At 48.5% G+C, this 25,366-nt stretch carries 20 protein-coding genes; 15 read left to right on the top strand and 5 right to left on the bottom strand.

All coding sequences use genetic code 11. The features are described 5' to 3' along the window. Positions 1-25: 25 nt before the first annotated feature. Both recO and acpS read left to right on the top strand, forming a co-directional pair. The gene (recO, locus tag ACJJJB_RS12360) at positions 26-775 is read left to right on the top strand and encodes a DNA repair protein RecO (RefSeq protein ID WP_020413458.1); all 750 of its coding nucleotides are present in this window, start codon (positions 26-28) and stop codon (positions 773-775) included. Next, the gene (gene acpS / locus ACJJJB_RS12355) at positions 772-1,158 is read left to right on the top strand and encodes a holo-ACP synthase (protein ID WP_020413457.1); all 387 of its coding nucleotides are present in this window, start codon (positions 772-774) and stop codon (positions 1,156-1,158) included. Before recO ends, acpS begins: the two co-directional genes overlap by 4 nt. On the opposite strand, the gene ACJJJB_RS12350 is transcribed toward acpS, so the two are convergent. Beyond that, a complete protein-coding gene (locus ACJJJB_RS12350) occupies positions 1,155-3,986 on the bottom strand; it encodes a response regulator (protein WP_020413456.1) in 2,832 nt (943 codons plus the stop codon). The genes acpS and ACJJJB_RS12350 overlap by 4 nt on opposite strands. 219 nt (positions 3,987-4,205) lie before the next feature. On the opposite strand from ACJJJB_RS12350, the gene cysM reads away from it, so the two are divergent. From cysM to ACJJJB_RS12295, 11 genes are all read left to right on the top strand, one after another. Beyond that, positions 4,206-5,096 (top strand): cysteine synthase CysM, encoded by an 891-nt coding sequence (cysM, locus tag ACJJJB_RS12345; protein WP_020413455.1) that lies wholly within the window; start codon positions 4,206-4,208, stop codon positions 5,094-5,096. 646 nt (positions 5,097-5,742) lie between these two features. Then, the gene (relA, locus tag ACJJJB_RS12340; protein ID WP_020413453.1) at positions 5,743-7,989 is read left to right on the top strand and encodes a GTP diphosphokinase; all 2,247 of its coding nucleotides are present in this window, start codon (positions 5,743-5,745) and stop codon (positions 7,987-7,989) included. A gap of 14 nt (positions 7,990-8,003) precedes the next feature. Beyond that, positions 8,004-8,831 carry a nucleoside triphosphate pyrophosphohydrolase gene (mazG, locus tag ACJJJB_RS12335; RefSeq protein ID WP_020413452.1) on the top strand — a complete coding sequence of 276 codons (828 nt, stop codon included), beginning with the start codon at positions 8,004-8,006 and terminating at the stop codon, positions 8,829-8,831. Between the two features lie 147 nt (positions 8,832-8,978). After that, positions 8,979-9,632, top strand: coding sequence for an adenylate kinase (adk, locus tag ACJJJB_RS12330; RefSeq protein ID WP_020413451.1), 654 nt, complete (start codon positions 8,979-8,981; stop codon positions 9,630-9,632). Between the two features lie 172 nt (positions 9,633-9,804). Next, on the top strand, positions 9,805-10,803 hold the full coding sequence (hemH, locus tag ACJJJB_RS12325) for a ferrochelatase (RefSeq protein ID WP_020413450.1): 999 nt from the start codon (positions 9,805-9,807) through the stop codon (positions 10,801-10,803). A 266-nt stretch (positions 10,804-11,069) separates the two neighbouring features. Beyond that, positions 11,070-11,867, top strand: a complete 798-nt coding sequence (locus tag ACJJJB_RS12320; protein ID WP_020413448.1) for a hypothetical protein — start codon at positions 11,070-11,072, stop codon at positions 11,865-11,867. Between the two features lie 180 nt (positions 11,868-12,047). Continuing rightward, the gene (tsaB, locus tag ACJJJB_RS12315; protein WP_020413447.1) at positions 12,048-12,752 is read left to right on the top strand and encodes a tRNA (adenosine(37)-N6)-threonylcarbamoyltransferase complex dimerization subunit type 1 TsaB; all 705 of its coding nucleotides are present in this window, start codon (positions 12,048-12,050) and stop codon (positions 12,750-12,752) included. Positions 12,753-12,755: 3 nt separating this feature from the next. After that, positions 12,756-13,553, top strand: a complete 798-nt coding sequence (locus tag ACJJJB_RS12310; RefSeq protein WP_445364999.1) for an undecaprenyl-diphosphate phosphatase — start codon at positions 12,756-12,758, stop codon at positions 13,551-13,553. A 5-nt stretch (positions 13,554-13,558) separates the two neighbouring features. Beyond that, positions 13,559-14,440: an NAD(P)-dependent oxidoreductase gene (locus ACJJJB_RS12305; RefSeq protein ID WP_282952894.1), complete on the top strand. Its 882-nt coding sequence runs from the start codon at positions 13,559-13,561 to the stop codon at positions 14,438-14,440. An 83-nt stretch (positions 14,441-14,523) separates the two neighbouring features. Further along, complete coding sequence (locus tag ACJJJB_RS12300; RefSeq protein ID WP_445364998.1) at positions 14,524-15,672, top strand: tRNA-queuosine alpha-mannosyltransferase domain-containing protein; 1,149 nt, start codon at positions 14,524-14,526, stop codon at positions 15,670-15,672. A 512-nt stretch (positions 15,673-16,184) separates the two neighbouring features. Beyond that, on the top strand, positions 16,185-16,487 hold the full coding sequence (locus tag ACJJJB_RS12295; protein WP_020413443.1) for a hypothetical protein: 303 nt from the start codon (positions 16,185-16,187) through the stop codon (positions 16,485-16,487). A gap of 98 nt (positions 16,488-16,585) precedes the next feature. On the opposite strand, the gene ACJJJB_RS12290 is transcribed toward ACJJJB_RS12295, so the two are convergent. Genes ACJJJB_RS12290 through ACJJJB_RS12280 form a run of 3 tightly spaced genes read right to left on the bottom strand, consistent with a single transcriptional unit; the run spans position 16,586 to position 19,083 of the window. Next, a complete protein-coding gene (locus ACJJJB_RS12290) occupies positions 16,586-17,521 on the bottom strand; it encodes a TauD/TfdA family dioxygenase (protein WP_445364997.1) in 936 nt (311 codons plus the stop codon). Then, a complete protein-coding gene (locus ACJJJB_RS12285; RefSeq protein ID WP_445364996.1) occupies positions 17,514-18,284 on the bottom strand; it encodes a class I SAM-dependent methyltransferase in 771 nt (256 codons plus the stop codon). The genes ACJJJB_RS12290 and ACJJJB_RS12285 overlap by 8 nt, the downstream gene beginning before the upstream one ends. Further along, positions 18,262-19,083 carry an iron-containing redox enzyme family protein gene (locus ACJJJB_RS12280; RefSeq protein ID WP_445364995.1) on the bottom strand — a complete coding sequence of 274 codons (822 nt, stop codon included), beginning with the start codon at positions 19,081-19,083 and terminating at the stop codon, positions 18,262-18,264. The genes ACJJJB_RS12285 and ACJJJB_RS12280 overlap by 23 nt, the downstream gene beginning before the upstream one ends. A 1,129-nt stretch (positions 19,084-20,212) precedes the next feature. On the opposite strand from ACJJJB_RS12280, the gene pcaB reads away from it, so the two are divergent. Next, positions 20,213-21,562: a 3-carboxy-cis,cis-muconate cycloisomerase gene (pcaB, locus tag ACJJJB_RS12275; protein WP_445364994.1), complete on the top strand. Its 1,350-nt coding sequence runs from the start codon at positions 20,213-20,215 to the stop codon at positions 21,560-21,562. 49 nt (positions 21,563-21,611) lie between these two features. Continuing rightward, positions 21,612-22,004 carry a nuclear transport factor 2 family protein gene (locus tag ACJJJB_RS12270; RefSeq protein WP_444946395.1) on the top strand — a complete coding sequence of 131 codons (393 nt, stop codon included), beginning with the start codon at positions 21,612-21,614 and terminating at the stop codon, positions 22,002-22,004. Between the two features lie 110 nt (positions 22,005-22,114). On the opposite strand, the gene ACJJJB_RS12265 is transcribed toward ACJJJB_RS12270, so the two are convergent. Then, complete coding sequence (locus ACJJJB_RS12265) at positions 22,115-25,192, bottom strand: cellulose binding domain-containing protein (protein WP_444946396.1); 3,078 nt, start codon at positions 25,190-25,192, stop codon at positions 22,115-22,117. Between the last annotated feature and the right edge of the window lie 174 nt (positions 25,193-25,366).

Here is a 25,366-nt window from a genome sequence, read left to right as displayed (position 1 = left end):
AGGTCTTTGCCTGGCTGCTGACAGTATGAATACACCTCCGCCGGCACAGCCGGCGTATATCCTGCACTCCCGCCCCTATCGAGACTCCAGTCTGATTTTGGAATTACTCACACCAGATTTTGGGCGAATCAGTTGTGTTGCTCGTGGTGCGCGTAGGGACAAGCAGCGACGCCGGCAAGCCCTACAACCATTTTCACCTCTGCTGGTCTCCCTGCTAGGTAATGGGCCACTGAAGACCCTGGGCCCGGTAGAAAATGCCGGTGGTCCACTTTGGCTGAAAGGGCGGGCCGTATACGGAGGCCTTTATTCCAATGAGTTGCTGGTAAGGCTGTTACCGGAAGGGGAGGCTCACTATGCATTGTTTGCCGCTTATCAGGGGCTGCTGCAGATACTGTCTAACTTGGGTGGCAGTGACAGCACAGAGATGGAAGGCCCGCTACGTAGCTTTGAGCTACGGTTGCTCACTGAGCTTGGTAGTTGTCCGCCGCTGGATCAATGTGCTGGTGGTCAGGGGGGGGTGGTTGCGGATAGTTGTTATCGGTTCGAACTTGAGCGGGGTTTTGTTTCAATATTTCGGCCTCAGGGCGGAGTGCTGTGCGATAGTGAATTTCGTGGAGCCGAGTTGCTGGGTATTGCAAGGGCGCAAGATGATGGGCACTGGCCGATAGGGTTGTTGGCCCCCGCGAAGCGTTTGACTCGCTTATTACTACGTAGCTTACTTTGTGATAAACCACTGCAGAGCCGCGAATTGTTTAAACAGGTCTATGGGAAGTGATTGTTAGTATCGGTACAGATATCTGTAATTACCAGCGTATTGACGCGGTCTGGAAGCGCCATGGTGGGCGCTTTGTTGAGCGTATCTTGAGCGATGGTGAACGCTGTGATTTTGCTGACCTGGCTGAGGTTAATCGTGCGGCCTACTTGTGCAAACGCTTTGCCGCTAAAGAGGCTTTGGGCAAAGCATTAGGTACAGGTATTGGTGAAGGCGTCTCCTGGCAGGATATTGAGATACGCCGGCGTAAAGGGGCAGCCCCTCAGGTTTTGCTGAGTGGCGCAGCGCAGCAACGCGCTCGCGCTATGGGGGTTGACGTGATTCACCTGTCTCTTTCCGATGAGAAGGATGCAGCTTTAGCTTTTGTGATTTTCGAGAGGCATTAGGCCACCTCGAGTCCAAAAAGCGTATCCAGGTCTTGCTCCGAGGCCCACTCACGCAGAGCGCGAATCTCCCTCAGTACAGCATCCAGCTTACGACGATCAATCCCTGCCGGCTCATCATCTTTTTGTGTGCGCAACTCTTCCTGCAGAACACAGGTGGCTTCGCGCAACCTGGAAACGCCGCAATAACAGCACCCCCCGTGCATTCGGTGGGTTAGTTCAAACATGCTTTTGAAGTCACCGATGACTTGTAGGCGTTCAAGTTCACGCTCATCGGAAGCCAGCCCATCCACAAGCATCTGCAACATATCCCTGGCCAGCTTGGCATCGCCATTGGCTAGAGTCAGGCTCTCGCCAATATCTACAAGCCGCATCTTGTTGAAATTCAGCTTTTCCACCACTTGCGGTGTGATAAGTTTCAGCCAGCGTTTGATCATGTGGGATAGCTGGGCCTCGCTCACGGGCTTACTAAGATAGTCATCCAGTCCTGCGGATAACAATCGAGCTTTTTCCTCGGCACCTGCGTGGGCAGTGAGGGCGATAATTGGTGTCCGTTTGCCGGCTTCCCGTTCGCGGATACAGCGAGTAACTTCAATACCATCCATACCGGGCATCTGGATGTCCATAAAGACAAGATCGAAAGTACTCTGTTGCCAGTGTTGCAGGGCCTCCTGACCGCTAGCGGCAATAACCACCTCGACACCCTGGGCACGTAGTAGTTCACCAACTAGGCGCCGGTTGGCTGCGTGATCATCGACTGCGAGGACCCGTGGCGGGGCGGGCCAGGGGAGGGCGGGTATGGCTCCGCTACTGGAGCGCTGCTGGCTTTGTTGCGGCACTGACCTTTTCAATGCGCGCAACAGATTTTCCCTAGTTACCGGCTTGCCCAGGAAGGTAAGTGTTCGGGTGCGAAGCTGCTCGTAGCAACGCCGAAGCTCAGCCGGGGCTCCAAGAACAATAACTCGACATTGGTAAGCATCCACTAGGGATTGCACCTTGACACTGAAGCTGTCGAAATCCCCTTTGGCGATGGCAGTATCGATAATCACTGCATCAGGCAGTGCGTCGTGTCGCCACATTTGTTCAATGGCTGGTTGAAGCGTGTCGGTATCGGTGAGCTCCACGGGTTCAACCTGCCACTGCTTGAGCAGTTGTGCTACCTGGGTGCGGGTGAGTTCGTTGGGGTCGGCAATCAGGATGCGACAATTGGGGAACATTACCCTAGGTGGTATGCCGCGGTTGCGTTCGGGGACCAAAGTCAGCTGTACCCAGCAGGTACTGCCGTCGTTAGCCGCTTTCTCCAGGCCGGTGCTGCCACGCATGCGCTCAACCAGGCTGCGGGCAATAGACATGCCGAGGCCGTTGGCGCTGATCTGTTGTGCATGTTGCGGTGTCTTGGTATTGAGAATCTGCTGTAGCTCGCGACGTCCAGCATCATCTATGCGGTTGCCGAGATCGGTAACACTGATACGCAGCACCAGTTCAGAATCATTGTTGCTTTGTACCGTAAGGCGTACAGGTATATTGCCATTTTCAGAGCTTCGTACAGCATTGCCCAACAGGTTTGTCAGTATTTGCTTGGTGCGTAAAGGGTCGCCAACCAGTGTAGAGGGTAACTGGGGGTCAATCAGTGGCACTAGTTCCAAGTGATGCTCGTAGGCATAAGGAGCGAGGATCTGTAGAGTTTCTTCCAATAGTTGCCCCAGATCCATGGGAATATGATCGAGCACCAGGTTGCCAGATTCGATGCGGGAGAAATCCAGGATATCATTGATAGTGGTGAGCAGGTTTTCCGACGAGCGCAGGATGGTTTGCAGGTAGTCCTGCTGTAATTCGTCGATCTCGGTTTTCAGCAGTAAATTGGTGAAGCCGATGATGCCATTTAAGGGGGTGCGGATCTCGTGACTGGTGTTTGCCAGGAAGGTAGACTTGATTCGACTGGCCTCTTGAGCTCTCTTTCGAGCCAGATCCAGCTCAATATTTTGCTCCTCCATACTATCAAGGGACTGTCGCATATCGTCCATAGCCTGCATTAAATTAGACTTGTACTCGAGTTGATAGCTGGAAAGGCCCTCGGCCATTTCATTAATCTGCTTCGCCAATTGGGCGAGTTCCCGGTTCTCGATTTCGTGAGTGCGGCGGTCGAACTCTCCGCGCCCAATGGCCTGTAATACTTGCCCCATCCGGACGAGGCTGTGGGCAAATCGCTCAGAGAGGATTACCGACCAGGCCAGCGCTGCCAGAGTGCAGATAATCAAGCCGACCAGCCCTACAAGAATCACTTGGTAAGTGCCCACCAGGAAATAGGGGCGGTGCAACTCAATACTAATCCAGCAGGTGGTAATATCACCCTTTAGGGGCTGCAATACCTGCAAGCTTTCGTCATCCTCAAAAATAAATGGCTCGCGCCTTTGCAGCTGCTCACTTGTTATTGGGGTTCGTGGGCGCGGGCCGACGCTAGCCAGTAGACCCAGTCCCGTCGCCAGGTCCAATGGGAGTTTCTTGCTCGCTTCGGTGGAATAGATATGCACCGAACGCACCATGTCCTTCTCTAGCATTAAGGCCAATAAGCTTTTGCGCAGCCATTCCATGCGCAGTTCGGTCGGGTGCCCTCCGCTCATCTCGATGAGTTCTGCAAGTTGTTCTGCACTGGCCCGCCCGTGGCTGAGTAGCAGCTGGCGCCGGTCATGCATCTGTTGCAGAGTAAAGACCAGTGCCAAAGTCATTGCCAGGATCAGTGCCGGGGCAACCGTAAAACGGAACATAGTGGAGCGCAGTGAACGCAATTCCCCGGGGGCTGGCAGGGATGGAATTGAGTTTTTGGGGGCCATGGTGAAAGAAGGGCCTTGTGCGATTATTTTTTCCCCATTTTACCTATATGGATCAGGTGGTGCACTCTCATGTAAAGAGTTGAAGAAATTGTTTCTCCTCGAGAGTGTCATTTCGTAATAACCCGACTATATAGTCCACATACAGAGTTGGTATTTAGCGATGTGTAGGCGTTCAGGTAAACTGTCCGGCCGCAATATCTGTCTGGAACTGGATGCACTATGGATTACCCCACAATTGCTGACTGTGTAGGCAATACTCCACTGGTTAAATTACAGCGCCTGCCTGGTGATACCAGCAATACGATTTTGCTTAAGCTGGAAGGGAATAATCCTGCTGGTTCTGTCAAAGACCGTCCGGCACTTTCCATGATTAACCGGGCTGAAGCCAAGGGACAGATCAAGCTTGGTGATACCCTGATCGAAGCAACCAGCGGCAATACCGGCATTGCCCTGGCGATGGCGGCAGCTATAAAAGGCTACCGTATGATCCTGATTATGCCTGATAGTGCTACAGCCGAGCGCAAGGCATCCATGACTGCCTACGGAGCGGAATTGATCCTGGTCAGCGCGGAACAGGGCATGGAGGGCGCACGTGATTTGGCGCTAAAAATGCAGAGTGACGGTATGGGGCTGGTACTAAATCAGTTTGCCAATACTGATAACCCTCTAGCCCATTACGAGGGCACAGGCCCAGAAATTTGGCAGCAGACAGGAGGAGAAATAACACATTTTGTTTCGTCTATGGGAACAACCGGCACCATTATGGGGTGTGGTCGTTTTTTGAAAGAGCAAAATCCGGAGATCCAGATTGTTGGGTTGCAACCAACCGATGGGTCCAGTATTCCCGGTATTCGCCGTTGGCCTCAAGCTTATCTGCCAAAGATTTTTGTCCCTGAAGAAGTGGATCTGGTCATCGATATGGATCAGAGTGAAGCTGAAGATATGACACGGAGGTTGGCGCGAGAGGAGGGTATTTTCTGTGGTGTCTCCTCGGGTGGCGCTGTAGCTGGTGCGCTGCGACTTTCCACCCAGGTGGAAAACGCTATTATCGTTGCCATTATTTGTGATCGAGGAGATCGCTATTTATCCTCAGGACTGTTTAACCAGTAAATTTTTTTCAGGCTGGTGAGACCTTATTGCCAGCCTAGCTGTTCCTCAGCAAACATTACGCGTATATTTTTCCTTTTTTCCCAATTAATTTTTCTCACAAAATAAAATTTACTCCTTTTTAGTAAATTCGGTTTTACTTCCTTGGTTGCATTCCCAATTTTTTTAACTGAGTAATTCCTCACTTGCTGGACTTTTTTAGATGAAGCCATTTTAGGCTGTCTGGGGGCATTTGTTGAGTGTTTAATCTTTTGGCAGAAACTTTTCGAAGGGCCATTTCTTAGTTAATGCTGGTTTTTGAAAATCTACAAAACAAAATTTTATTGCAAATGGTTTGTACTGTGGGTCGGCTTTTACTTTTACACGTGGGCATTTCTTTACAAGTATTTTATGTGACTGTCCAGCCAGAGGGCTGGTTGTATTCGCAGCTATTCTCTTGTCAAGTTTGACAAGCTGCTGCGAAAGAATGCTGAATTTCGCGCAGCTTGTTGAAAAATATAAAGAAAATCGTGGACTTTAGTGTGTTCAAACCTATGATAGAAGCGCTCCTTTAAGGGCTATACACACTTTATTTACCTGGCACTGCAGTTTCGTAGTTGGGTGGGGAGTGCCAGTAAGTTTCCAAATACCTGTTTCGGTCCGGTAAGACATGGTTCAAGTCAGAAAACATCATTCCTTCGGAGGTGAGAGCGAACTCGACCTGGAGTCTTGGCTTCGTCATGTACAGAAATTGGCGGGTCTGGATGGCGCTGCGATAGTAAAACTGCGCCGCGCCGCTGAAGTGAGCGCGGAAGCGGAACAGCGGGCTATTGAAGCGGAAAACATATGGGCGGAAGGCGCAAGTAGTTTTGCTACTGGCCTGGAAATGGCAGAGATTCTGGCGGATCTGCAAATTGATTCAGAAGCTCTGGTCGCAGCTGTTCTTTATCGGGCTGTGCGTGAAAAGCGCATGCCAATTAAAAGTGTCGAGGAAGAGTTTGGTTCGACAGTAGCCAAGCTGATCCGAGGGGTGTTGCGAATGGCGGCAATTCGCAGTCGCAGCGCAGATACAGGAGATGAACGTAAAAGTGGTGCTGTAGAAGAGCACTCTGAAAATATCCGCCGCATGTTGGTAGCTCTGGTGGATGATGTTCGAGTCGCTCTGATCAAGCTCGCGGAGCGAACCTGTGCAATTCGTGCAGCGAAGAATGTAGAACAGGCAAAGCGTACTCGAGTGGCGCGGGAGGTGGCTGATATCTATGCGCCGCTTGCCCATCGGTTGGGTATTGGTCATATCAAATGGGAATTGGAAGACCTCTCTTTTCGCTACCTGGAGCCAAACGATTACAAGCAGATTGCCCGCTTGCTGGATGAAAAGCGGCTGGCGCGCCAGAAGTATATTGATGAGGTGTTGGAGCTTCTGCGCAAAGAGTTGGCTAAGGCAGACATTGAGGGAGATGTCTACGGCCGTGCAAAGCATATCTACAGTATCTGGCGTAAGATGCGCCGCAAGAATATCGGCTTTTCCCAAGTTTATGATATCCGCGCTGTACGTATCCTTGTACCTACAGTGCGAGATTGCTATGCGGTATTGGGTATAGTGCATAACCTATGGCGCAATATCCCCAATGAATTTGATGATTATATTGCCTCTCCCAAGGAGAACGGCTATCGCTCTCTGCATACAGCGGTTATTGGCCCAGAGCGCAAGGTGCTGGAAGTCCAGATTCGTACTTTTGCTATGCATGAGGAAGCCGAATATGGTGTCTGCGCCCATTGGCGCTATAAGGGTACTGACCTGAAAAGTGAGAGCAAGGATAGCTATGAGCAGAAGATTTCCTGGCTGCGCCAAGTGCTCGACTGGCACGAAGAGGTGGGAGGCAACCCTCTGCAGGACGATCTGCAGACCGGCGAAGGGGACTCACGTATTTATGTGTTCACCCCGGATGGCCATGTGGTGGATTTGCCCCGTGGGGCTACGCCGCTGGATTTTGCTTATAAAATCCATACTGAAATTGGTCATCGCTGCCGTGGAGCAAAAGTGGACGGGCGGATTGTCCCTCTAAACCACGAATTGCAGACTGCCAACCAGGTAGAAATCCTGACCAGTAAACGTGAGGCACCGAGTCGTGATTGGCTGTCCTCGGGGATGGGCTATATCACTACCTCGCGTGCCCGTGCCAAGATTATTCACTGGTTTAAACAGCAGGCACGTGACCAGAATATTGCCGATGGCCGCAGCATACTTGATGGCGAGTTTAAACAACTGGCCCTGAGTGACTTTGACTTTGAGAAGCTAGCAGCGAAACTGAACATGCACTCGCTGGATGACCTCTATGCAGCGGTAGGCGCGGGTGATATCGGTGTAGGGCAGGTATTAAATACCGCCCAACGTATGGTCAAAGTTGATTATGCTGAGCGCGTGCCATCTCTTACCGCATCGGTCGCGCGTGGTGAGGGTAAGACAGATGTTTATATTGATGGAGTAGGTAATTTACTCACTCATATTGCCGGTTGCTGTAACCCGGTGCCCGGTGACGAAATTATGGGGTATATCACCCTCGGGCGCGGGGTTTCCATTCACCGCAAGGACTGCGCCAATATGTTACGGATGCAGGCGGAGGAGTCAGAGCGCGTTCTGCAAGTAAACTGGGCGGAAAAGCCGCGTGAACTCTACGCGGTAGAAATCATTATTGAGGCTTATGACCGCCTTGGTCTGCTACGAGATGTCACCGCCATGCTGGATAGTCAGAAAATTAATGTCACGGCTATGCAGACTCATTCCAATAAGCATAAGCACACCGTTGAAATGGTGCTGACTGCTGAAATTCACAACTTTGAAGAATTGAGTTACGTGCTGCATCGCATTAATCGCCTGCCTAATGTAGCGTTGGCGAAGAGACGCATGTTGCGCTGAATAAGGGGGGGTAGGTGCAAGATAAATACAAGGTGGAGGACCTGCTTCACCTGATGGCCCAGCTGCGTAACCCGGACGGCGGCTGCCCTTGGGATTTGAAGCAGACTTTTGCCAGCATAGTTCCTTCTACGGTCGAAGAGGCCTACGAAGTAGCTGAGGCCATTGAAATTGAGGACTACGAACACCTCCATGAAGAGCTCGGTGATCTGTTATTTCAGGTGATTTTCTACTCACAGCTTGGTTGTGAGCAGGGCTATTTCGATTTTTCACGTATAGTCGATACTCTGGTGCGCAAGCTGGTACGCCGTCATCCGCATGTTTTTCCCAGTGGAGAACTCTATGGGGACAATGACTCTGGTTCTGTGGATGAAGCCCAGGTAAAGCAGAACTGGGAAGCGATAAAAACTGAAGAGCGTAATGCCAAAGGCGAGTCTGGAGTTCTAGCCGGTGTTACGGTAGGGCTACCAGCATTGACGCGTGCGGCCAAATTACAGAAGCGTGCGTCCCAAGTGGGTTTTGATTGGCCGAATATTAGTGGCGTGCTGGACAAGATCGAGGAAGAAGTTGCAGAGCTACGCGAGGCTGTTGAAACTGGAGATCGTGAGCATGCCAGGGAGGAGCTTGGCGATTTACTGTTTTCCTGTGTAAATGCTGCTCGTCACTTGAAAGAAGACCCGGAAGCATCACTACGCCACTGCAATCGAAAGTTTGAGCGACGCTTTGGAAGTGTAGAGGCAGTCCTGAAGGCTCAGGGGCGTAGACCAGCTGACGCTAACCTTGAGGAGCTGGATCAGCTTTGGGATAGAGCCAAGGCGGAGGAGAAACCGGGCTCTGCTCAATGATTCTCTCTCGAAAGGGGGGCGGATATCTTGCGGGATTAGCCTCGCATTAGCAGCAATCTTGCCCAATTTGGGGTCTGCGTGTAAGGTAGCGCTCTTTTGGCACGGCGGCTCTATTGGTGCGTCGACAGTTTTGGAGGCTAACTGAACATGCGAATTATTCTCTTGGGGGCGCCGGGAGCCGGCAAAGGCACTCAGGCACAATTCATAACAGAGAAGTTCGGCATTCCGCAGATCTCCACCGGCGATATGCTTCGTGCAGCGGTGAAGGCAGGCACACCTCTCGGCTTGCAGGCGAAAGATATTATGGAAGCCGGCAAGCTGGTCTCTGATGACCTGATTATTGCCCTGGTAAAGGAGCGTATCGCCCAGTCAGACTGCACAAATGGATTCCTGTTTGACGGTTTCCCTCGCACTATTCCTCAGGCGCAGGCCCTGTTGGATGCAGATATCCATATCGATCATGTACTGGAAATCGCTGTTGACGATGAGGAAATCGTTAAGCGCCTATCTGGTCGCCGTGTGCATGAAGGATCTGGCCGTGTATATCACATTGTCTATAACCCGCCCAAGAGTGAAGGACTGGATGATGTGACTGGTGAGACACTCATACAGCGCAGTGATGACACTGAAGAAACTGTGCGCAAGCGTCTGGCTGTTTACCATGAGCAGACTGCTCCTCTGGTTGGTTTCTACCGCGAGCTGGAAAGCCGCTCTCCCGAGGCTGCTCCCAAGTATTCAAAAGTAATGGGAGTGGGCAGTATGGATGATATACGTGAGAAGGTTTTTGAAGCTCTGAGCTGATTGCTTCAGTGACAGTTACTCTAAAAGGCCCCCACCTGGGGGCTTTTTCATTTCTTCCCGACAGCTCCTTTGCTGGTATTTAGGAAAGCCTTTTCTCTTGTAGTTATTTCTTCAGTCATTAACATTGCCGGCAGTTTTTCTTGGCAAATTTGTTTTTCAGACAGGCCCCTCTATGTCCAGTGCGATAATTTTGATGAATTTGGGCACTCCTGCACAGCCAACTGCGCCAGCGGTGAGAAGTTTCTTGAAGGAATTCCTTTCCGATCCCCGGGTAGTGGAAATTCCTCGTCCACTGTGGCTTGCGATACTGAATGGCTTCATTTTGCCATTTCGCCCCAAGCGCATTGCGCCCGCCTATAAAGAGATTTGGAATTGCAGTGCTGATGGTGCTGCAGTTGAAGGTTCGCCACTTCTTTACTATACGCGTCGTCAGGCCGAGCTGTTGCAGGGGTATCTGCGTGATAATGGCCATGATCTGGTGGTCGAGTATGCGATGACTTATGGAGAGCCGCAGTTAGACAATGTGATTGGTGATTTGCGCAAAAAAGGGTGTGAAACTTTCACTGTTTTACCGCTATATCCACAGTATTCAGCTACGACCACTGCCGCAATTTACGATCAAGTGGCGCAAATTTTTCGCAAAAGTCGTGATATTCCGGATATTTCATTGATTCGGGATTATTACCACCACCCCCTCTATATTAAATCCCTTGCGAACTCAGTCAGCGAGCATTGGCAGGCTCAAGGGCAGGCAGAAAAGTTACTGCTGTCATTTCACGGAATTCCAAAAGCAAATGTTGATAAAGGGGATCCCTATTATCGACATTGCACTGAAACTGCACGACTTCTGGCAGAAGAATTACAAATTGAACAAGAGCAGTGGCAAGTCACTTTCCAGTCAAGGTTTGGTAAGGCTGAATGGTTGCAACCCTATACCGATAAAACGCTGATTGAGTGGGGTAAGGGCGGAGTAAAGAGTGTTGATGTTATTTGTCCGGCATTTTCAGCAGACTGCTTGGAGACTCTGGAAGAAATTTCGGTAGAGAATCGCGCTAATTTTATCAATGCTGGAGGCAGTGAATATCGTTATATTCCTGCTCTAAATTTGCGTGAAGATCATATCGAAGCGCTTGCCGCGATCATTGAAGAAAAGTTGTTTGGGCCAAAATAATTTCTATCAGCGGCCTGAAAAAGCCGTTTAGGAGAAATTTGATAAGAAAAACATACTTTTTTGCTGAAAAATTTCTCATTTTTCGCTTTTTTACTTGCAATGCCGGATATTTTTATTAACTTTGATAAAGTTGTATCGAAATTGGCGGTGCGGCGCTCTGCATAAGTGATAAAAACAGCCCGTTGCAGTTTTTATTCGATAGCAAACAGGCAATGCTGCCGGCACACTTTTGGATGTACTTCTTCTTTTCAGTGAGGAGACAAGGGATGGCAAGAGTAGTAAAAAAGAGTACGCGTGCAAAGAAGGCAACTGGTTCGACTGCAGCGTCGCCAGTAGTCGCGAAAGCGCAAAAGGCGGTTGATGCGGCGAGTAAATCACTTGATGGGCAATTAGATCGTGTTGCGAAAGCAAAAGCACGGGCCCAAAAAAGTAATTCTGCAGCAGCAAAAACATCATTGGCTACTGCCAATAGCAAGGCAAAGGAGTTACGCGCCAAGCTGGCAATGGCTAAGATGAATCTCGCCAAAGCCAAGGCTATGGATGCTGTGCGTCTAGCAGAGGCTGCGGCCAAAGAAAAGGTTTCCACTCTGGCTGATAGCCTGTCTGCCAAGGCGGATAAAGATCTGGCTGCCGCGTTAAAGGCGTTTGAAGCGCGTTGGAAAAAGACTCGCGATAAGGCCCACGCCAAGAAGATCAAGGCTGCGGAGAAGAAGGCAGAGGCTAAGGTAAAGGCTGCGGCGAAGAAAGCCGCAGCCAAAGCCAAAGAGTTTGAGAAGAAAGCCGCTGCCAAGCTGAAGGCGGAAGCACAAAAAGCCAAAAAGGCGGTCGCCAAGAAAGCGACTTCTGCGAAAAAAGCAGGTCGGCCTAAGAAAGCCACTGCAGCCAAGACGGCCAAGCGTGTAGGGCGCCCAAAGAAAGCTACTACCGCGGCCAAGCCGGCCAAGAGGGTAGGGCGTCCCAAAAAGGCTACAGCTGCAACAGCTAAGAAAGCACCTGCCCGCCGGGGCCGTCCGCCTAAAGCGGGTGCTGCCCGTCGCGGCCGTCCGCCAAAGAAAGCGGCATAGCCCGAGTTCACTTAAACCCTACTTTATAGCTGGGCCTAAACAGCTATCTCAGACCCCGGCTCCGTCCGGGGTTTTCTATTGAAGGTACCCTGTAGTTTTTGGCTCTTTGTTAATTTACATGACTCCCCCTTGCGACCATGCCACAATCCCTCTCTTTGAGTTACCTGGTCTGAGATTGTTGTGAAGATTCTTGCCCTGGATACGACTTCTGGTTCTTGCTCTGTAGCGCTCTACAGCAATGGCCAGATTTCTGAGCGTTTTGTTCAGGCTGAGCGGGACCATACCCGTAGGCTGTTGCCGATGGTGGATGAAGTGTTGGCTGAAATGGAGCTGACTTTGGCGGGGCTGGATGCTTTTGCAGTTAGTCGAGGGCCAGGCTCATTTACCGGCCTGCGCATTGCTATCAGTAGTGTGCAAGGGCTGGCCTTTGCAGCGGATAAGCCGGTGGTTCCGGTGTCCAGTTTAGCTGCTTTGGCCCTAGGGGCCAGGCGAGCGCATCCTGAGTGGGGTGAAGCTTCAATAGTGCCCATGTTGGATGCGAGGATGCAGCAGGTATATTGGGGTATTTACACTGCTAGCGAACCACATCAAAGCCAGGTGCCTGAGGCGGTACAGCACCCTGAGCAAGTGCTGATGTCATTAAAAGAGTCCCACATATCACCCCCTATTTATGGTGCTGGACCTGGTTGGCATTATGAGGCTCTGCGCATGGCGCACATGGGTGGGGTTGACTTGGGTACCCTGATACATGCGAGGGAGGTTGCCCAGCTGGCTGTGCCACTATACCTGTCTGGTAAGGTGGTGACCGCACAAGAATTAGAGCCTGTGTATCTTCGCAATGAGGTCACCTGGCAGAAACGACAAAAAATCCGATCTAAGAAGTAACCCATGGAAATATTTCAAATTGTTGTCTTGGCCTTGATCCAAGGGCTTACTGAATTCTTGCCTATCTCTAGTTCAGCGCACTTAATCTTACCTGCCGAGGTATTGGGCTGGCAGGACCAGGGACTTGCATTTGATGTCGCTGTGCATTTTGGTTCGTTGATAGCGGTTGTTTCTTATTTTCGTAAAGATATTTGGGCGCTGATCCGGGATGGGCTTGGAGGGTTAGCCAGCGGGGACTTTACCGATGAGGGCAGGCTTGCCTGGTTGATTGTATTGGCGACTATTCCGGTAGGTTTGGTTGGGCTGATTTTCAAAGACTTTATCGAAGCCAATCTTCGCTCAGCAGCTGTTATTGCCACGACCACAATTGGCTTCGGCATTCTTCTCTGGTGGGCGGATGTGCGTGGGGTGCGCACACAAACATTGGCTCAACTCCATTGGAAAAAGGCATTGTTGATTGGCTTGGCCCAAGTATTAGCACTGATTCCTGGTACTTCCCGCTCAGGTATAACCATGACAGCGGGGTTAATGCTAGGAATGAAACGAGAGGCTGCCGCACGCTTTTCTTTTCTCTTGTCGATACCAGCAATTGCACTGCCGGCGCTGTTACTGACATACGACTTGCTTTCACTGGAAACTGTGCCCTGGGGCGATATTCTGCTGGGTGCTGTGTTGTCGTTTATTAGTGCTTACTTATGTATTCACTTTTTTCTGCAGTTTATTAGTCGTATCGGTATGGCACCTTTTGCAATTTATCGCCTGATACTGGGTGCGGTCCTGATTTGGATGATATGGGGGTAGGTAATATGGCAACTGTAGCGTTTATTGGCTTGGGGGTGATGGGCTACCCGATGGCTGGGTATTTATCAAAAGCTGGTCATCATGTAAGGGTATACAACCGCACCGCTAATCGAGCAAAAAAGTGGTTGGAGGAATACAAAGGGGAAAGCTTCCCATCCCCGGCTGAAGCGGCTAAAGGTGCGGAAGTCGTCTTCGCCTGCGTGGGTAATGATAACGACCTACGTCAGGTAGTGGTTGGAGAGCAAGGTGCTTTTTCCACTATGGAGAAAGGTAGCTTATTCGTAGATCACACTACTGCTTCGGCGGATGTTGCTCGGGAGCTGGCAGCCATTGGCAGTGACAAGGGGATAGGCTTTCTTGACGCCCCGGTTTCTGGTGGCCAGGCAGGCGCTGAAAATGGGGCGTTGACTGTTATGGTTGGCGGAGATAAAGCCGATTTTCAGCGAGTTAATCCGTTAATTGAAACTTTCGCCAGAGCGGTAACCTTATTGGGCCCGGTAGGTAGCGGCCAACTGTGCAAAATGGTCAATCAAATCTGCATCGCCGGAGTAGTCCAGGGGCTTGCTGAAGGCCTGCATTTTGCCAAGGCTTCCGGGCTGGATGCGGAGCAAGTAGTGGATGTAATTTCCAAAGGTGCCGCGCAGAGCTGGCAAATGGAAAACCGCTCCCAGACAATGCTGGCTGGCGAGTATGACCACGGTTTCGCAGTAGATTGGATGCGTAAGGATCTGGCTATTGTCCTTCAGGAAGCTCAGCGTAATGGTGCATTGCTGCCAGTCACTGCATTGGTGGATCAGTTCTACAGCGAAGTGCAGGCAATCGGTGGTGCCCGCTGGGATACTTCCAGCCTGTTTGCGCGACTGATGAATGTGCGTTCCTTCGATTGATACTCTCTACTTGAAAGCTGCTCTCGGGGTTGGATGCAGTTATTTCCAACCCTGCATTCCTAATTTATATTGTTTAACTCTCGATGAAAGTTCTATTGCTCTCGGCCTATGATGCGGACAGCCACAAGCGCTGGCGTAAGGGTCTGGTTGCCGCTTTTCCCGAATGGCAGTGGACAGTCCTTACCCTGCCCCCACGATATTTCAGTTGGCGCATTCGTGGAAATAGCCTGACCTGGGCCAGAGGGGAGGCTGCGCAAGCCCTCAAGCAGGATTGGGATCTTGTTATTACAACTTCAATGACGGATCTCAGTGCCTTACGCGGTTTAGTGCCAGAGCTGGCTGGGATTCCCACTGTTGTTTATTTTCATGAGAATCAATTTGCTTATCCGGTGAGTACAGATGCGTACCAATCTATTGAGCCTCAATTGCTAAATATTTATACCGCATTGGCTGGGGACCTAGTTCTTTTTAATTCAGAATTTAATCGTCGCACTTTAATTGAGGGAGCTGTTACATTACTCAAACGTTTTCCCGATTGTGTACCTACAGGAATTTGCGAGGAAGTACAAAACAAATCTAAGGTCTTGCCTGTACCCTTGGAAGATGCGCTCTTTGTCAAAAAAAGCGCACAAACAAATTTTTGTTGGGATCACCGGTGGGGACTGGGTTATCAGGGAGAGGTAACCGAGGATACATTGATCATCAGTTGGGCTGCCCGCTGGGAGTATGACAAGGGCGCCGATCGTCTACTGCAGATTCTTCAGGGCCTAAAAGAGAAAAAGGTAAAGTTCTTGCTCAACTTGATGGGCCAGTCGTTTCGTAACAGCCCGGAAGAGTTTAAGCAGATTAAGCAGGAATTCTGCCAAAATCTTTTGGTGATGGGGTATGTGGAAAGCGAACATCTCTACCGGCAAACCTTACGTGGTAGCCATGTATTTCTATCTACCGCTTACCACGAGTTTCAGGGGCTAGCGGTAATGGAGGCCGCAGCGATGGGCTGCACGCCATTAGTGCCGGATGAGCAGTGTTACCCGGAGTTTTATCCTGAGCAATTGCGTTACTTGGGGGTGAGGAATGCAGTTACAAAGCTTGAATCTATGGCCAAAAGAGTTCAATGTGCGGAAACGTTAGTAAAATTGGACTTTCATAATATTTCATGGGAAAGCTATAGAGATAAATATTTTTGTGCTCTGAGCAGATGTATCTCCGATACAGTCGGCTATTGTAAATAAAAGTATTATTAGCCAAGCCTATTGAAAAACTTCACCGACTAAGCGACTTTAGTGGGGTTGTGTAACGCTTTTTTAGGTATCTAAAGTTCATATCAGTAGGCCTGGATCTGGGAACGGCCAGCCGCTCCCTGGCTTGAAAAGTACTGCTAGCAGCCCTATAGCTTATGGGCCCTCACTAGTCTTGACTTTTATACTCCACAGAATAGAGATGGCAATAGATAGAGGTTTTGGTACCATTCCATAAGCCAGCAGTATCCCCCCTCACTCTGAGAAGGCCGCGTGCGTGGTATGCTGCCACGAATATGCTCATATTAGCAGAATAATTTACGCTTTGACTTGATGCGGAAATCATGGTGCCTTTTTATTCTTTGTCCATTGTAAGGCGCGCTGAGAGAAGTGTTATATCTTGCTGTCTTGCAAGTAGATCAAGTCATCGAAGCTTTTTCTTGTTTTTATATCAATGTTATATTCTTTAGCTTCGGATTTCATATGGAAATTGATAAGGATATATCATGAGTAAGTATTTTTTGGCCCTGGCAGTTCTATTTTCGGTGCTAGCTATTGGTTGTACATCCGTATCAAATAGGCCGGGGTCTGATCAAGACGGTCAAGTTGAAGAATTGGCCTCTAACCTCGATAAACAGGAGGAACCAAAGAGTGAACTAGTGTGTAAGTATCGCGAAGGGACGGGATCGAGATTCAAAAAGAAGGTCTGCATGACAGCAGAGGAGTGGGCAGGTGATTCAGTGGAAACGGCCAGAAATGTTAATAAGCTAAGAAAAACAGTCGTAACGGGGCAATCACAAGGGCGTTGATGGTTTTTATTCTTAAAAGCCGAAAAGAGAGTTTATGCTAATTATCCTTTCGGCTTTATTTTCAGTTAAGGATTTAATTGGTGTGATTTAATAGAGGCTCAATTTATCCATACTCTAGTGTAAACGCGTTTTTGCTCGGGTGTGTCAACAAACTCATCCCGATCGTGAAGAATCCGAGTGTTGTCGATAAATATCATGTCTCCTGAGTTCATATAGAAGCTGACAACGTTTTCTTCATTGTTTAGCTCCCCGTCGAGCATGTCTAAAGCCTGCAATACCTCCTTGGTTAGCGGTTGATCGACCCGCTGGTGACCTTTTTCAATCCAGTAGCGCATATAGCGAATTGATAACTTACCCTTTTCGTAGCTGAAAATGGGGAAGTGATTGTTAAGGATATTCTGTAGGTTCTTGTCGCTGCCTGGGGTGACAAGATCGCGTATATAGTTATCATAGAGTAGAGCGAGCTTGCCAGGTTCTCTTTCTCTTAGGGCTTCGTGGACCTGTGCTGCGGAGACCACTTTGGATTTTCCACCTTTTATCGCAGGGGTGATACAGCACAAGCCGAGAATATTGGGCTGGATTGTACGTTGCGAGCTGTCTGTATGTACCCCGGTAGCTGCATTAGTTTGTGATACCGGAATTGCTTCATCTTTATAACTTCGACCTGTATCCAGGATACCGTACAACCTGCCATAGGTATCAATAGTTTGCCCCATTGCCAGGCTGATATTTAAGAACAAAAGATTGAGTGTATCTTGATCGAAGCCATCAATCCCCTGAATCCAGGTTATACCGCTTCCGTGTGCAATTTCTTGCTTGATCTGTTGGGCAAGTTGATCAAACTGTGGGGTTGGTACTGAGTCGGCTCTCAAGGATTCAACAGGATGATCCTGATTGGAAGCCCAATCTTGAAGAGCTTTTACTTCCTCTTGCCAGCCGGAAGGCCAAGCAAACTTCCAGTTGGATTTTGAGGCTATATCTGCAGCCTTCCACGCTTGAGCGCACACCTCTTCTCTGGGAGCCAATTCAATCATTTACTTGTACCTTAAATAAAACATGCAGAGGGTAACCTTTCAGAGGGCCAAAGAATTCAGGGTCCAATGCCAAGTGTTCGTCTGTTACCGCAAGCTCATTCACCTGCGGCAAAAGATTAAACCCGGCTGCTTTGAGTGCTTCGAAGTAATGTGAAAAGGTTTTGTGTACACAACGCACAGATACTGGAATTCCATCTCTGCGCCAGATTTTTCCTTCGAAAGTTTGATTGATGCCATCGAGATAGCTTTTATCTCCATGCTTAAAGTAAAACGGTGGTGTTTCTTCACGCATAAATGGTAGGCAAGGGTGGGGCACGGTAAAAACAAAGGCCCCGGTGGAGGCTAACAGTGATCTAACCTTTGTCATTACCTGAGTCATCTCTTCAATCGTGAGATAATTGAAAAGAAATACAGCAATGGCCTTGTCGAAGCTCTTTTGTGGGAATTGGTCAAAAGTCACAGCATTAGCAGCCGTATAACTGGCAGTGGATAGTTCGAGCTCTGCTGCCATTGCCTGTGCTTGACTGATCATCTCCGCAGAAGAATCGATGCCAAATATCGAACGAGCACCATTTTCCAGAATCATGCGTGAGACGTAACCCTCGCCACATCCAAAGTCCAGAATGTCTTGCCCAGCAATATCTCCTAACTCCTCAAGCACTCGAGGTCTTGCAGTAAAGTCACTTAAAAGGACCTTCTCAGATCGCAACCAGTTGCCTGCTTGGGCGTTATAGATTGTTTCAGTTGATAAGGGCTGGTTCATCCTGAGCCACTCCAGATGCTTGTTGAGTATAATTATTTAGATTTTCGAGAGGCTTTTGCGGACCCCTAATTGCACGTTCCAACATGCCATCCCAGAAGGCGGCCCTTAAGTTCAAGGCTTTAAGCACTCCGTGACGAAGACGCTTGCGGCCCTCCTCGGTATTGGCAAAATCCAATGCGATTTGGTTTAAGCTTTCTGCATGGTCATCATCAATGAGTGTATGAACAGAGAAGAAGCAATAATCCTCCGGCTGAAATTCGGGTAGGCTTTTTAAGCCTTTTTCAATGAAAGGATAAATAGAGCTGACGATATGCTCTGTACCTAATCCTAAAGCCCCGATAGCTTCTTCAGTAGAGCCATAAAGCAATACTCCGGAGAGCATGTCATACCATATAGCAGGATCATCGGAAATTCCTATTTCTGGTGTTCCGTGTAACGCCCTTTTTCTGAAGCTCTCAAACAGCTGTGCGTGTGGGATGTTCCGGACCCAGCTTGCACTGATCCCGTGAGTCTCCAGCTCTATAAGCTCTTTTTCTTCATAGTGTCCAGACTCTTCTGCGAGATTTTCCAGAAGAATGTTCCGGTGCTTCGGGGTAGTCAATCTGGAAATCACAGCAGTGAGCAAGTTTACAAAACGGGATGAATAAACTCCGTACTGTTGAGCAAAATCCGCGACCGCATAGCGAAAGTTTGGAAGGGATGCACTGCTGAATTGTTTGAGATATGGGTGGTTGATAGCCCTGTGCTTTAGCGCTTCTTCAGAGAGTTGCTCTAGCCAGGCTCTTTTATGATTATTCATCTGAAGCCTTAAATTCCATCTGTTGAGCCGAAAGTTGGCAACCGTAACAAGTAATTATTTCAGTTTGCTAACGAACATCCTGTGTGAATAGCGTTTAATGGTTGCTCGACCAGTAAACGGATTTTGAGTATACGGAGTAAAATTTTTTCTAGCAATATCATGATTATTATTCACGGATTCCGGTTGTTTGTTGCCTCTGTTTTCTTGAGAAAATTTAATTAGTTTTTGGCTACGGGGTGTGTGGCTATACCTACTTGTAGGTATTTATTTTCTGATATATTGAAGTTAATGGGCTTTCGCCTCTTGTGTTTCTCTTTTCCATTTATTTGTAGTTGCTTTTAATTCAAGAAAATTTAAATTTCTTTTTGTCAGCTTCTATATTTTGTTTATGTGTGTGGCGTAGGGCTGAAGGATTTATTTGGTGTTGAATTTTTTTGTGCTCTTATTGTTGTAAAGCCGAATCGAAGTATAAATTGATATAAATCAATTCAAGGGTTATTTATTTGTGATTGGAGCTTGGAGCTTAAGTTGAGTCCCAGTATGAGTGAAAAAGCATAAGTTTGAGTGGTACTGGAAGGATGTTCTTGCTTAGAAGGTTAGTAGGGATTTTGTGACTTAAGGTTTTCTTTACTATTTATATGGTTGGTACCAATTGGATTTTCTTGGCAGTATCATGATTTTATGTCGATAAGTAGGTGGTGTGATTTCAGAGTAGAGACTGCTAACGAGGCAGTAATTGGAAAGAAAATTCTCTGTTAACTAAATGGCTTTTGAGGATTGATTTACTGGCTAGGGTGGGGCGAGAGATTGTATGTAAGAAAAAAATTGGCATACTTAGCTACCGCAAATGTTCACTGATGTAGATGTAATTGGTACTTTATATATGGAACGCTCAGTCATCTGACCAGGGGCCGAGTAAAGGATGCCTGCATTCTCTATCAATTAAGTTGACCTAGAAGGAAATAGCTACTAACTAATAGCTCATTAAGCCCCGAATGCTATTGTCTATTCTTCTTTGAGAAGTGACTGTTTGTACCGCTAGTCTCGCTTTTGAGCAATCTCATTGCACTACCAGCCCGGGCGAATTCAAAGGACCTGCAAGCTTTGCCTTGGTTTTTAGAGGTGGATCGTGGCAGCAACTCTTATTGACTCAGTAGTTTTCTGTGATCTTTTCAGCACGCAGGCAATGCGAGATATTTTTTCAGATAAACAGAGAGTTCAGTACTACCTGGATGTCGAGGCGGCCCTGGCAAAAGTTCAAGCGCGATTGGGGATCATCCCCGAGGAGGCGGCGAAAGAGATTTGCAGCCACTGCAACGCCGATGAGATTGATTTCGTACGCTTAAAGGCACAGACAGAGTTGATTGGTTATCCCGTTTTTGGGGTTGTACAACAGCTGGTAGCACTATGCGATAAAGGGTTGGGGCAATGGTGCCACTGGGGAACTACAACCCAGGATATTACTGATACAGCTACCGTTTTACAGATTCGTGCAGCATTGGAATTGATAGAAACTGATGTGGGAGCAATCTCAATTGCACTAGCTAAATTGGCGAAAGAGTATCGGGATACGCCGATGGTGGCGAGAAGTAATTTGCAACAGGCTGTACCAATAACTTTTGGTTATAAAGCGGCTGTATGGCTGGCTGGTTTCCATCGACACCAGCAGCGCTTAGAAGAAATTAAAAAACGTGCACTGGTTGGGGAGTTTGGTGGCGCAGCGGGAAATCTGGCCTCGTTAGGGAGCCAGGGATTGGCGGTACAGGTGGGGATTATGGAGGAGCTTAAGCTAGGGAAGCCATGTATTGCCTGGCATACCATGCGAGATAGAATCACTGAGGTAGCCTGCCTGCTGGGGTTGATCACTGGCACGCTGGGGAAAATCGCTCTCGATATTAAATTAATGGCGCAGACAGAAGTGGGTGAGGTTTCAGAGCCATTTACGTCCGGGCGAGGAGCTTCCAGTACGATGCCACAAAAACATAACCCTGTCTCTTCAGTCTATATCAGTGGCATTGTGCCGATTATCAGGCAGCAGGTGGCAGCTCTGCTCAATGCTATGGAAGAGGATCATGAGCGAGCTACGGGTACCTGGGAAATTGAGTGGGTGGTACTTCCTGAAATATTTTGCCTGTCGGCTGCAACCTTGGCGCAAGCGCGCTTTGCTTTAAGTGGACTTAATGTGTACCCGGAAAATATGATGCGAAACCTAAAACTGACTGGAGGCCAGGTTTCCTCTGAGGCAGTTATGATGGGATTGGGTCCTAAGATTGGACGCGAGAAAGCCCATGACCTGGTATATCAGATCTGTTGTAATGCGGTGGAAAGCGGGCAGTCATTTGCCGAGTTATTGAAACAAAACCCGGAAATATCTGCAAATCTCAGTTCCAGTGAGGTGGATGAATTATTGGATCCCAAGAACTACTTAGGATTGTGTGGTGAGATGGTTGATCAAACCCTGGCCGGGAAGGAGCGGTAAAGATGTTTATTTGAATGGTAAATCTCTTCAGGCTGGGGTTTCTTGAGTTATGAAAAATTTAATTCGCTCTGAAGCTATACAGAGATTATGTCTTAAGTATTTATCGGCTTTGGAGCAAGGTGATTTGGAGGCTTTGAAGGCTGTTTTTACAGAAGGTGCGAGGGTTTATTCTCCGATATTTGGGGAGTGCCAGGTTGATGATTTTTACTCCTATGTCACTCAGGCAACAGAAGAACGTCACTTGGAGTTAAAAAATATTATGCAGGGAGTGATGAATCCAAATCAGGTTGCTATTTATATGACTTATACGCGTACTATAAAAGGCAAGGAGCCAGCTACTATTAACACGGTTGATATTTTTGACCTTGCTACTGACCTAAGTGGATTCTCTTCCGTAGCTATCATTTATGATACTGCTCCAGTTAAGAGTGATTTTAATTGAGAAATTCTTATGGGTTAGATTTTTCTGTCTAGAGGCATGGCACAAATTTATGTGCCATGCCGCCATCCTGTCTTTTTATACAACTAACTCTTTATTTAATCGTAGTATAACTAGTGAATGACGCTTTCTAGTGCTTTCACTAAGCCAGAAGTTGGAGTACTGTCTGGTATTGGGCAGTTGAAGCTCTCAGAATGCCCATAGCTATAACCATACAGCAGGTTGCAGGCCATGACCTTGTGACCTGCTGTAGTGGGATGTACCGAGTCACCAGTAGGGATTATTTTGCCCTGATCTGCCAGGAACATATTAAAAGAAGCTCTGGCATTTTCTACCGCATTTTTAATCTGGGCATTGTAGTAATCGGTGCAGTAATTTTGGGGGTCTTGCCCGTCAATATTACTTCGGCGAGGAATCATCGAGATTACAAAGGCAATATTTTTATCGGCTATGCCTAATGAAGAAAGGTGACTATATATTTTACCCACCAGAGTAGAGTTATCCGTAATATTTGCTGGTGACAATATGCCGGCAACAACCTGCTCCAGTCGACTGGCTGTGATACTTCCTATATCAGGTGCGGCACTACAATTGGTGGCGCCATTCATATTTAAGAAAGTAATGTCGTTGGTTCCCAGTTGGATAGGTATCACAACGGCATCTGTGTCGGAGAGGCTTTGACTCAGCTGGCAGGCTTGGTTACCTAGCCATCCGGCACTGTTACTGCCTTCCCGGCACATTTCGGTAGCTACCGAATTGAAGTTAGCAATGGATTGAGCGCAGTTGGCAAAATTATAGCCAGATGGAACTTGATGACCTGTAGGGTTTAGGAAGCAGAGCATATCGCTTGTGGTGGCTCCTGGGATTCCCGAATGCCAGTAATTCCTGCTTTGTTGTGCCAAGTCCTCTGGGCCAGTTGGACCATTTACAGTTCCGATAGTGTGTATGGGCTTGCCACTGTAGAGAATTTGGAGGGAGCCATTGCTCTCACTTGCGGTAAGCGGGAAACTGGATTTGCCATTGGAGGCATCGAAGAGATGTTGCCAAATTTGGGAGCGGAAGCCATTGGAGTTGAAGGGTAGTGTTGTCATGCCATAGGTGATCGAGTCCCCAATAAGCCAGAGTTTTATGCTGTTGGCATTGCCTTTATTGGGATTGGACGGCTCAGTGGGCTGGGGCTCTGGTTCTGTAGGTATAGGGGTACTTGGCGGAGAGGGTTCTGTTACGCTATTGGACTGGCAGCTAGTGGTCAGGTTTGGCTGAATATTTTCACCCGTGTACTCACCATTAAAACCAAATGCCCGAGCCTCGCCTGGAGGAATAGTGTCCTGGCCGCTGGCAGTCACTGTACCGCTATTTTCGCTTATCAGAGCATTCCAGTGATGGGCCACTTTTTGGTTACCTGGCCATTGCCACTGTACCTGCCATTTCTCAATGGGGGTATTTCCAGTGTTGCGGATAACCACATTAGCCATAAAGCCATTGCCCCAGTCATTTTGGACAGTGTATTCCACAGTACACTGGCCAGAGGATGACAGTGGGGGGGCAGGTTCCGGGCTTGGTGCAGGTGTTGTGTCTGGTGCTGGAGTTGGCGGTGTTGTTGGGGATTTAGTGGACTCAAACCACTTAAGTGCGTAGGCGCGGAACTCTTGCTCTGTAGGTAGGATACCCTGCTTTGCCTGAAAATCGATCAGGTATTGTTTGGCGTCCCGATAGAACTCTTGGTGTGTTTGGTAAATCTGTTTTTTGTTCCCCTCGTTGTCGATCAGCCAGTAGCCGACAAACTCATTAGCCCAGCTGTCATACTCGTTACCATACATCTGCCAATACAAGATAAAAGGAGTCCCCCACTCCAATGAAGTTTTAATCACATTGCGCGAGAGCATATCCTGTGCTTCTCCGGAGCGGGTGCCCCAGTCTTTGAACCAGGATTCACCGTATCCGTACTCGCCAATAAATACTCGTTTTTCAAATGGCAAGCCTGCCTTGGTGGGAAGCTTTGAATTAATGAAATCTAAAGCTTTGGTTAACTCGGTATGTAAGGTGGCGAAGTCTGAGTGTCTTTCCTTGGTAGTCAGGTCATAAGCTGAATAAGACACCAGATCCACATTAGTGTGGGGCAGTACGGCATTGGTAATACGCTCCTTCCCCTGCATTGCTGATTCAACCCTATTGACTTCAACATAGTGATACAGGTTGACATCGGAGTGGGCTACATTGGCTTTAGCATCATCTATGGCCTTCTGACGAATATTGAGCCAGTCGATTAATCCCTGGATACGTATGGGGTCGATTTTTTCCTGGTTGTCATCACGGGTTCCGTCTGCCTTTTGCACCAGGTTCCAATCCCCTTCCCAGTGGCCGATCATAAAGGTTTTACCAGATCCGTTATATTGCGTTAGCAGGTATTCAGCCAGGGCATAAATTTTATCGTACTGCCAGGTTAGTTCATCTTTGGACATGCCCTTGTTGTCCATCCAGGAGCCTGAATCTTCCACCCAAAACATATAGTGGGAAAAATCCATTTCCAGGACCTCACGATAAGCGGGCACTTCTTCAAGCATGCGTTTGAATTGGTAGTCCAGCCCTTTGCCTCGTAGTTCATCATACAGGCCCGTGGAGAGGGCAATCTTAAGAAAATTCGAGCCCATTGCATGAATGGCCTTGGCAGACTCCACAAGGGAGCCTTCTCCGGTAAAACTGTACTTGGGACTGATTGTCTGGGTACCGAGAATGTAGTTGTAGCGCTCAATTGGGGATAGTGGAGTGCTTGTTGGCGGTTCAGTAGGTGTTGGGGGCGAAGATGCTTGCTTATTACAGCTGGCATTTATCTTGGATGGGATCTGCTTGCCCCCAGAGTAGGAGATATTAAACCCAAAGGACCGCGCCTCGCCTGTTGGTATGGTGGCAAAATCGCCAGTTCCCTCCGCGGTAACGATATTGCCGCTTTGACTAATCTTGGCATTCCAGGAGTGATCGATGACTTGGTCTGCGGGCCACTGCCAGTCGACTGACCAGCCATTGATGGGTTCATTGCCAGTATTTCGAACGACTACAGCGGCCATGTAACCGGTATTCCACTGGCTCTGAACAACCAGGTTCACGTCGCAGCTTGTAGCTGCGAGCGCCTGACCAGAAAGCCCTAATAAAAGTAAAGGGACCATGCTTGCTTTGATGAGTCGGATATGCATCAAGAAACCACTAATTATTAAATTTGTACCAACAGCTAAGGCTCCTTCCTGGCGATAAAGTTTCGTTTAAAGGAGTTATGCTGAATAAATGACTATTGATTCACATCTTCTGTCGGCTCGTGAGTGCTTCAAAATTTATCGGAAGCTAGAGGCATCTCGGGTAGTTCCTGATTG

The organism is Microbulbifer variabilis, from assembly GCF_052468405.1.
The sequence above is the reverse complement of the archived record's forward strand: the minus strand, read 5'-3'. Positions and strand labels throughout refer to the sequence as shown.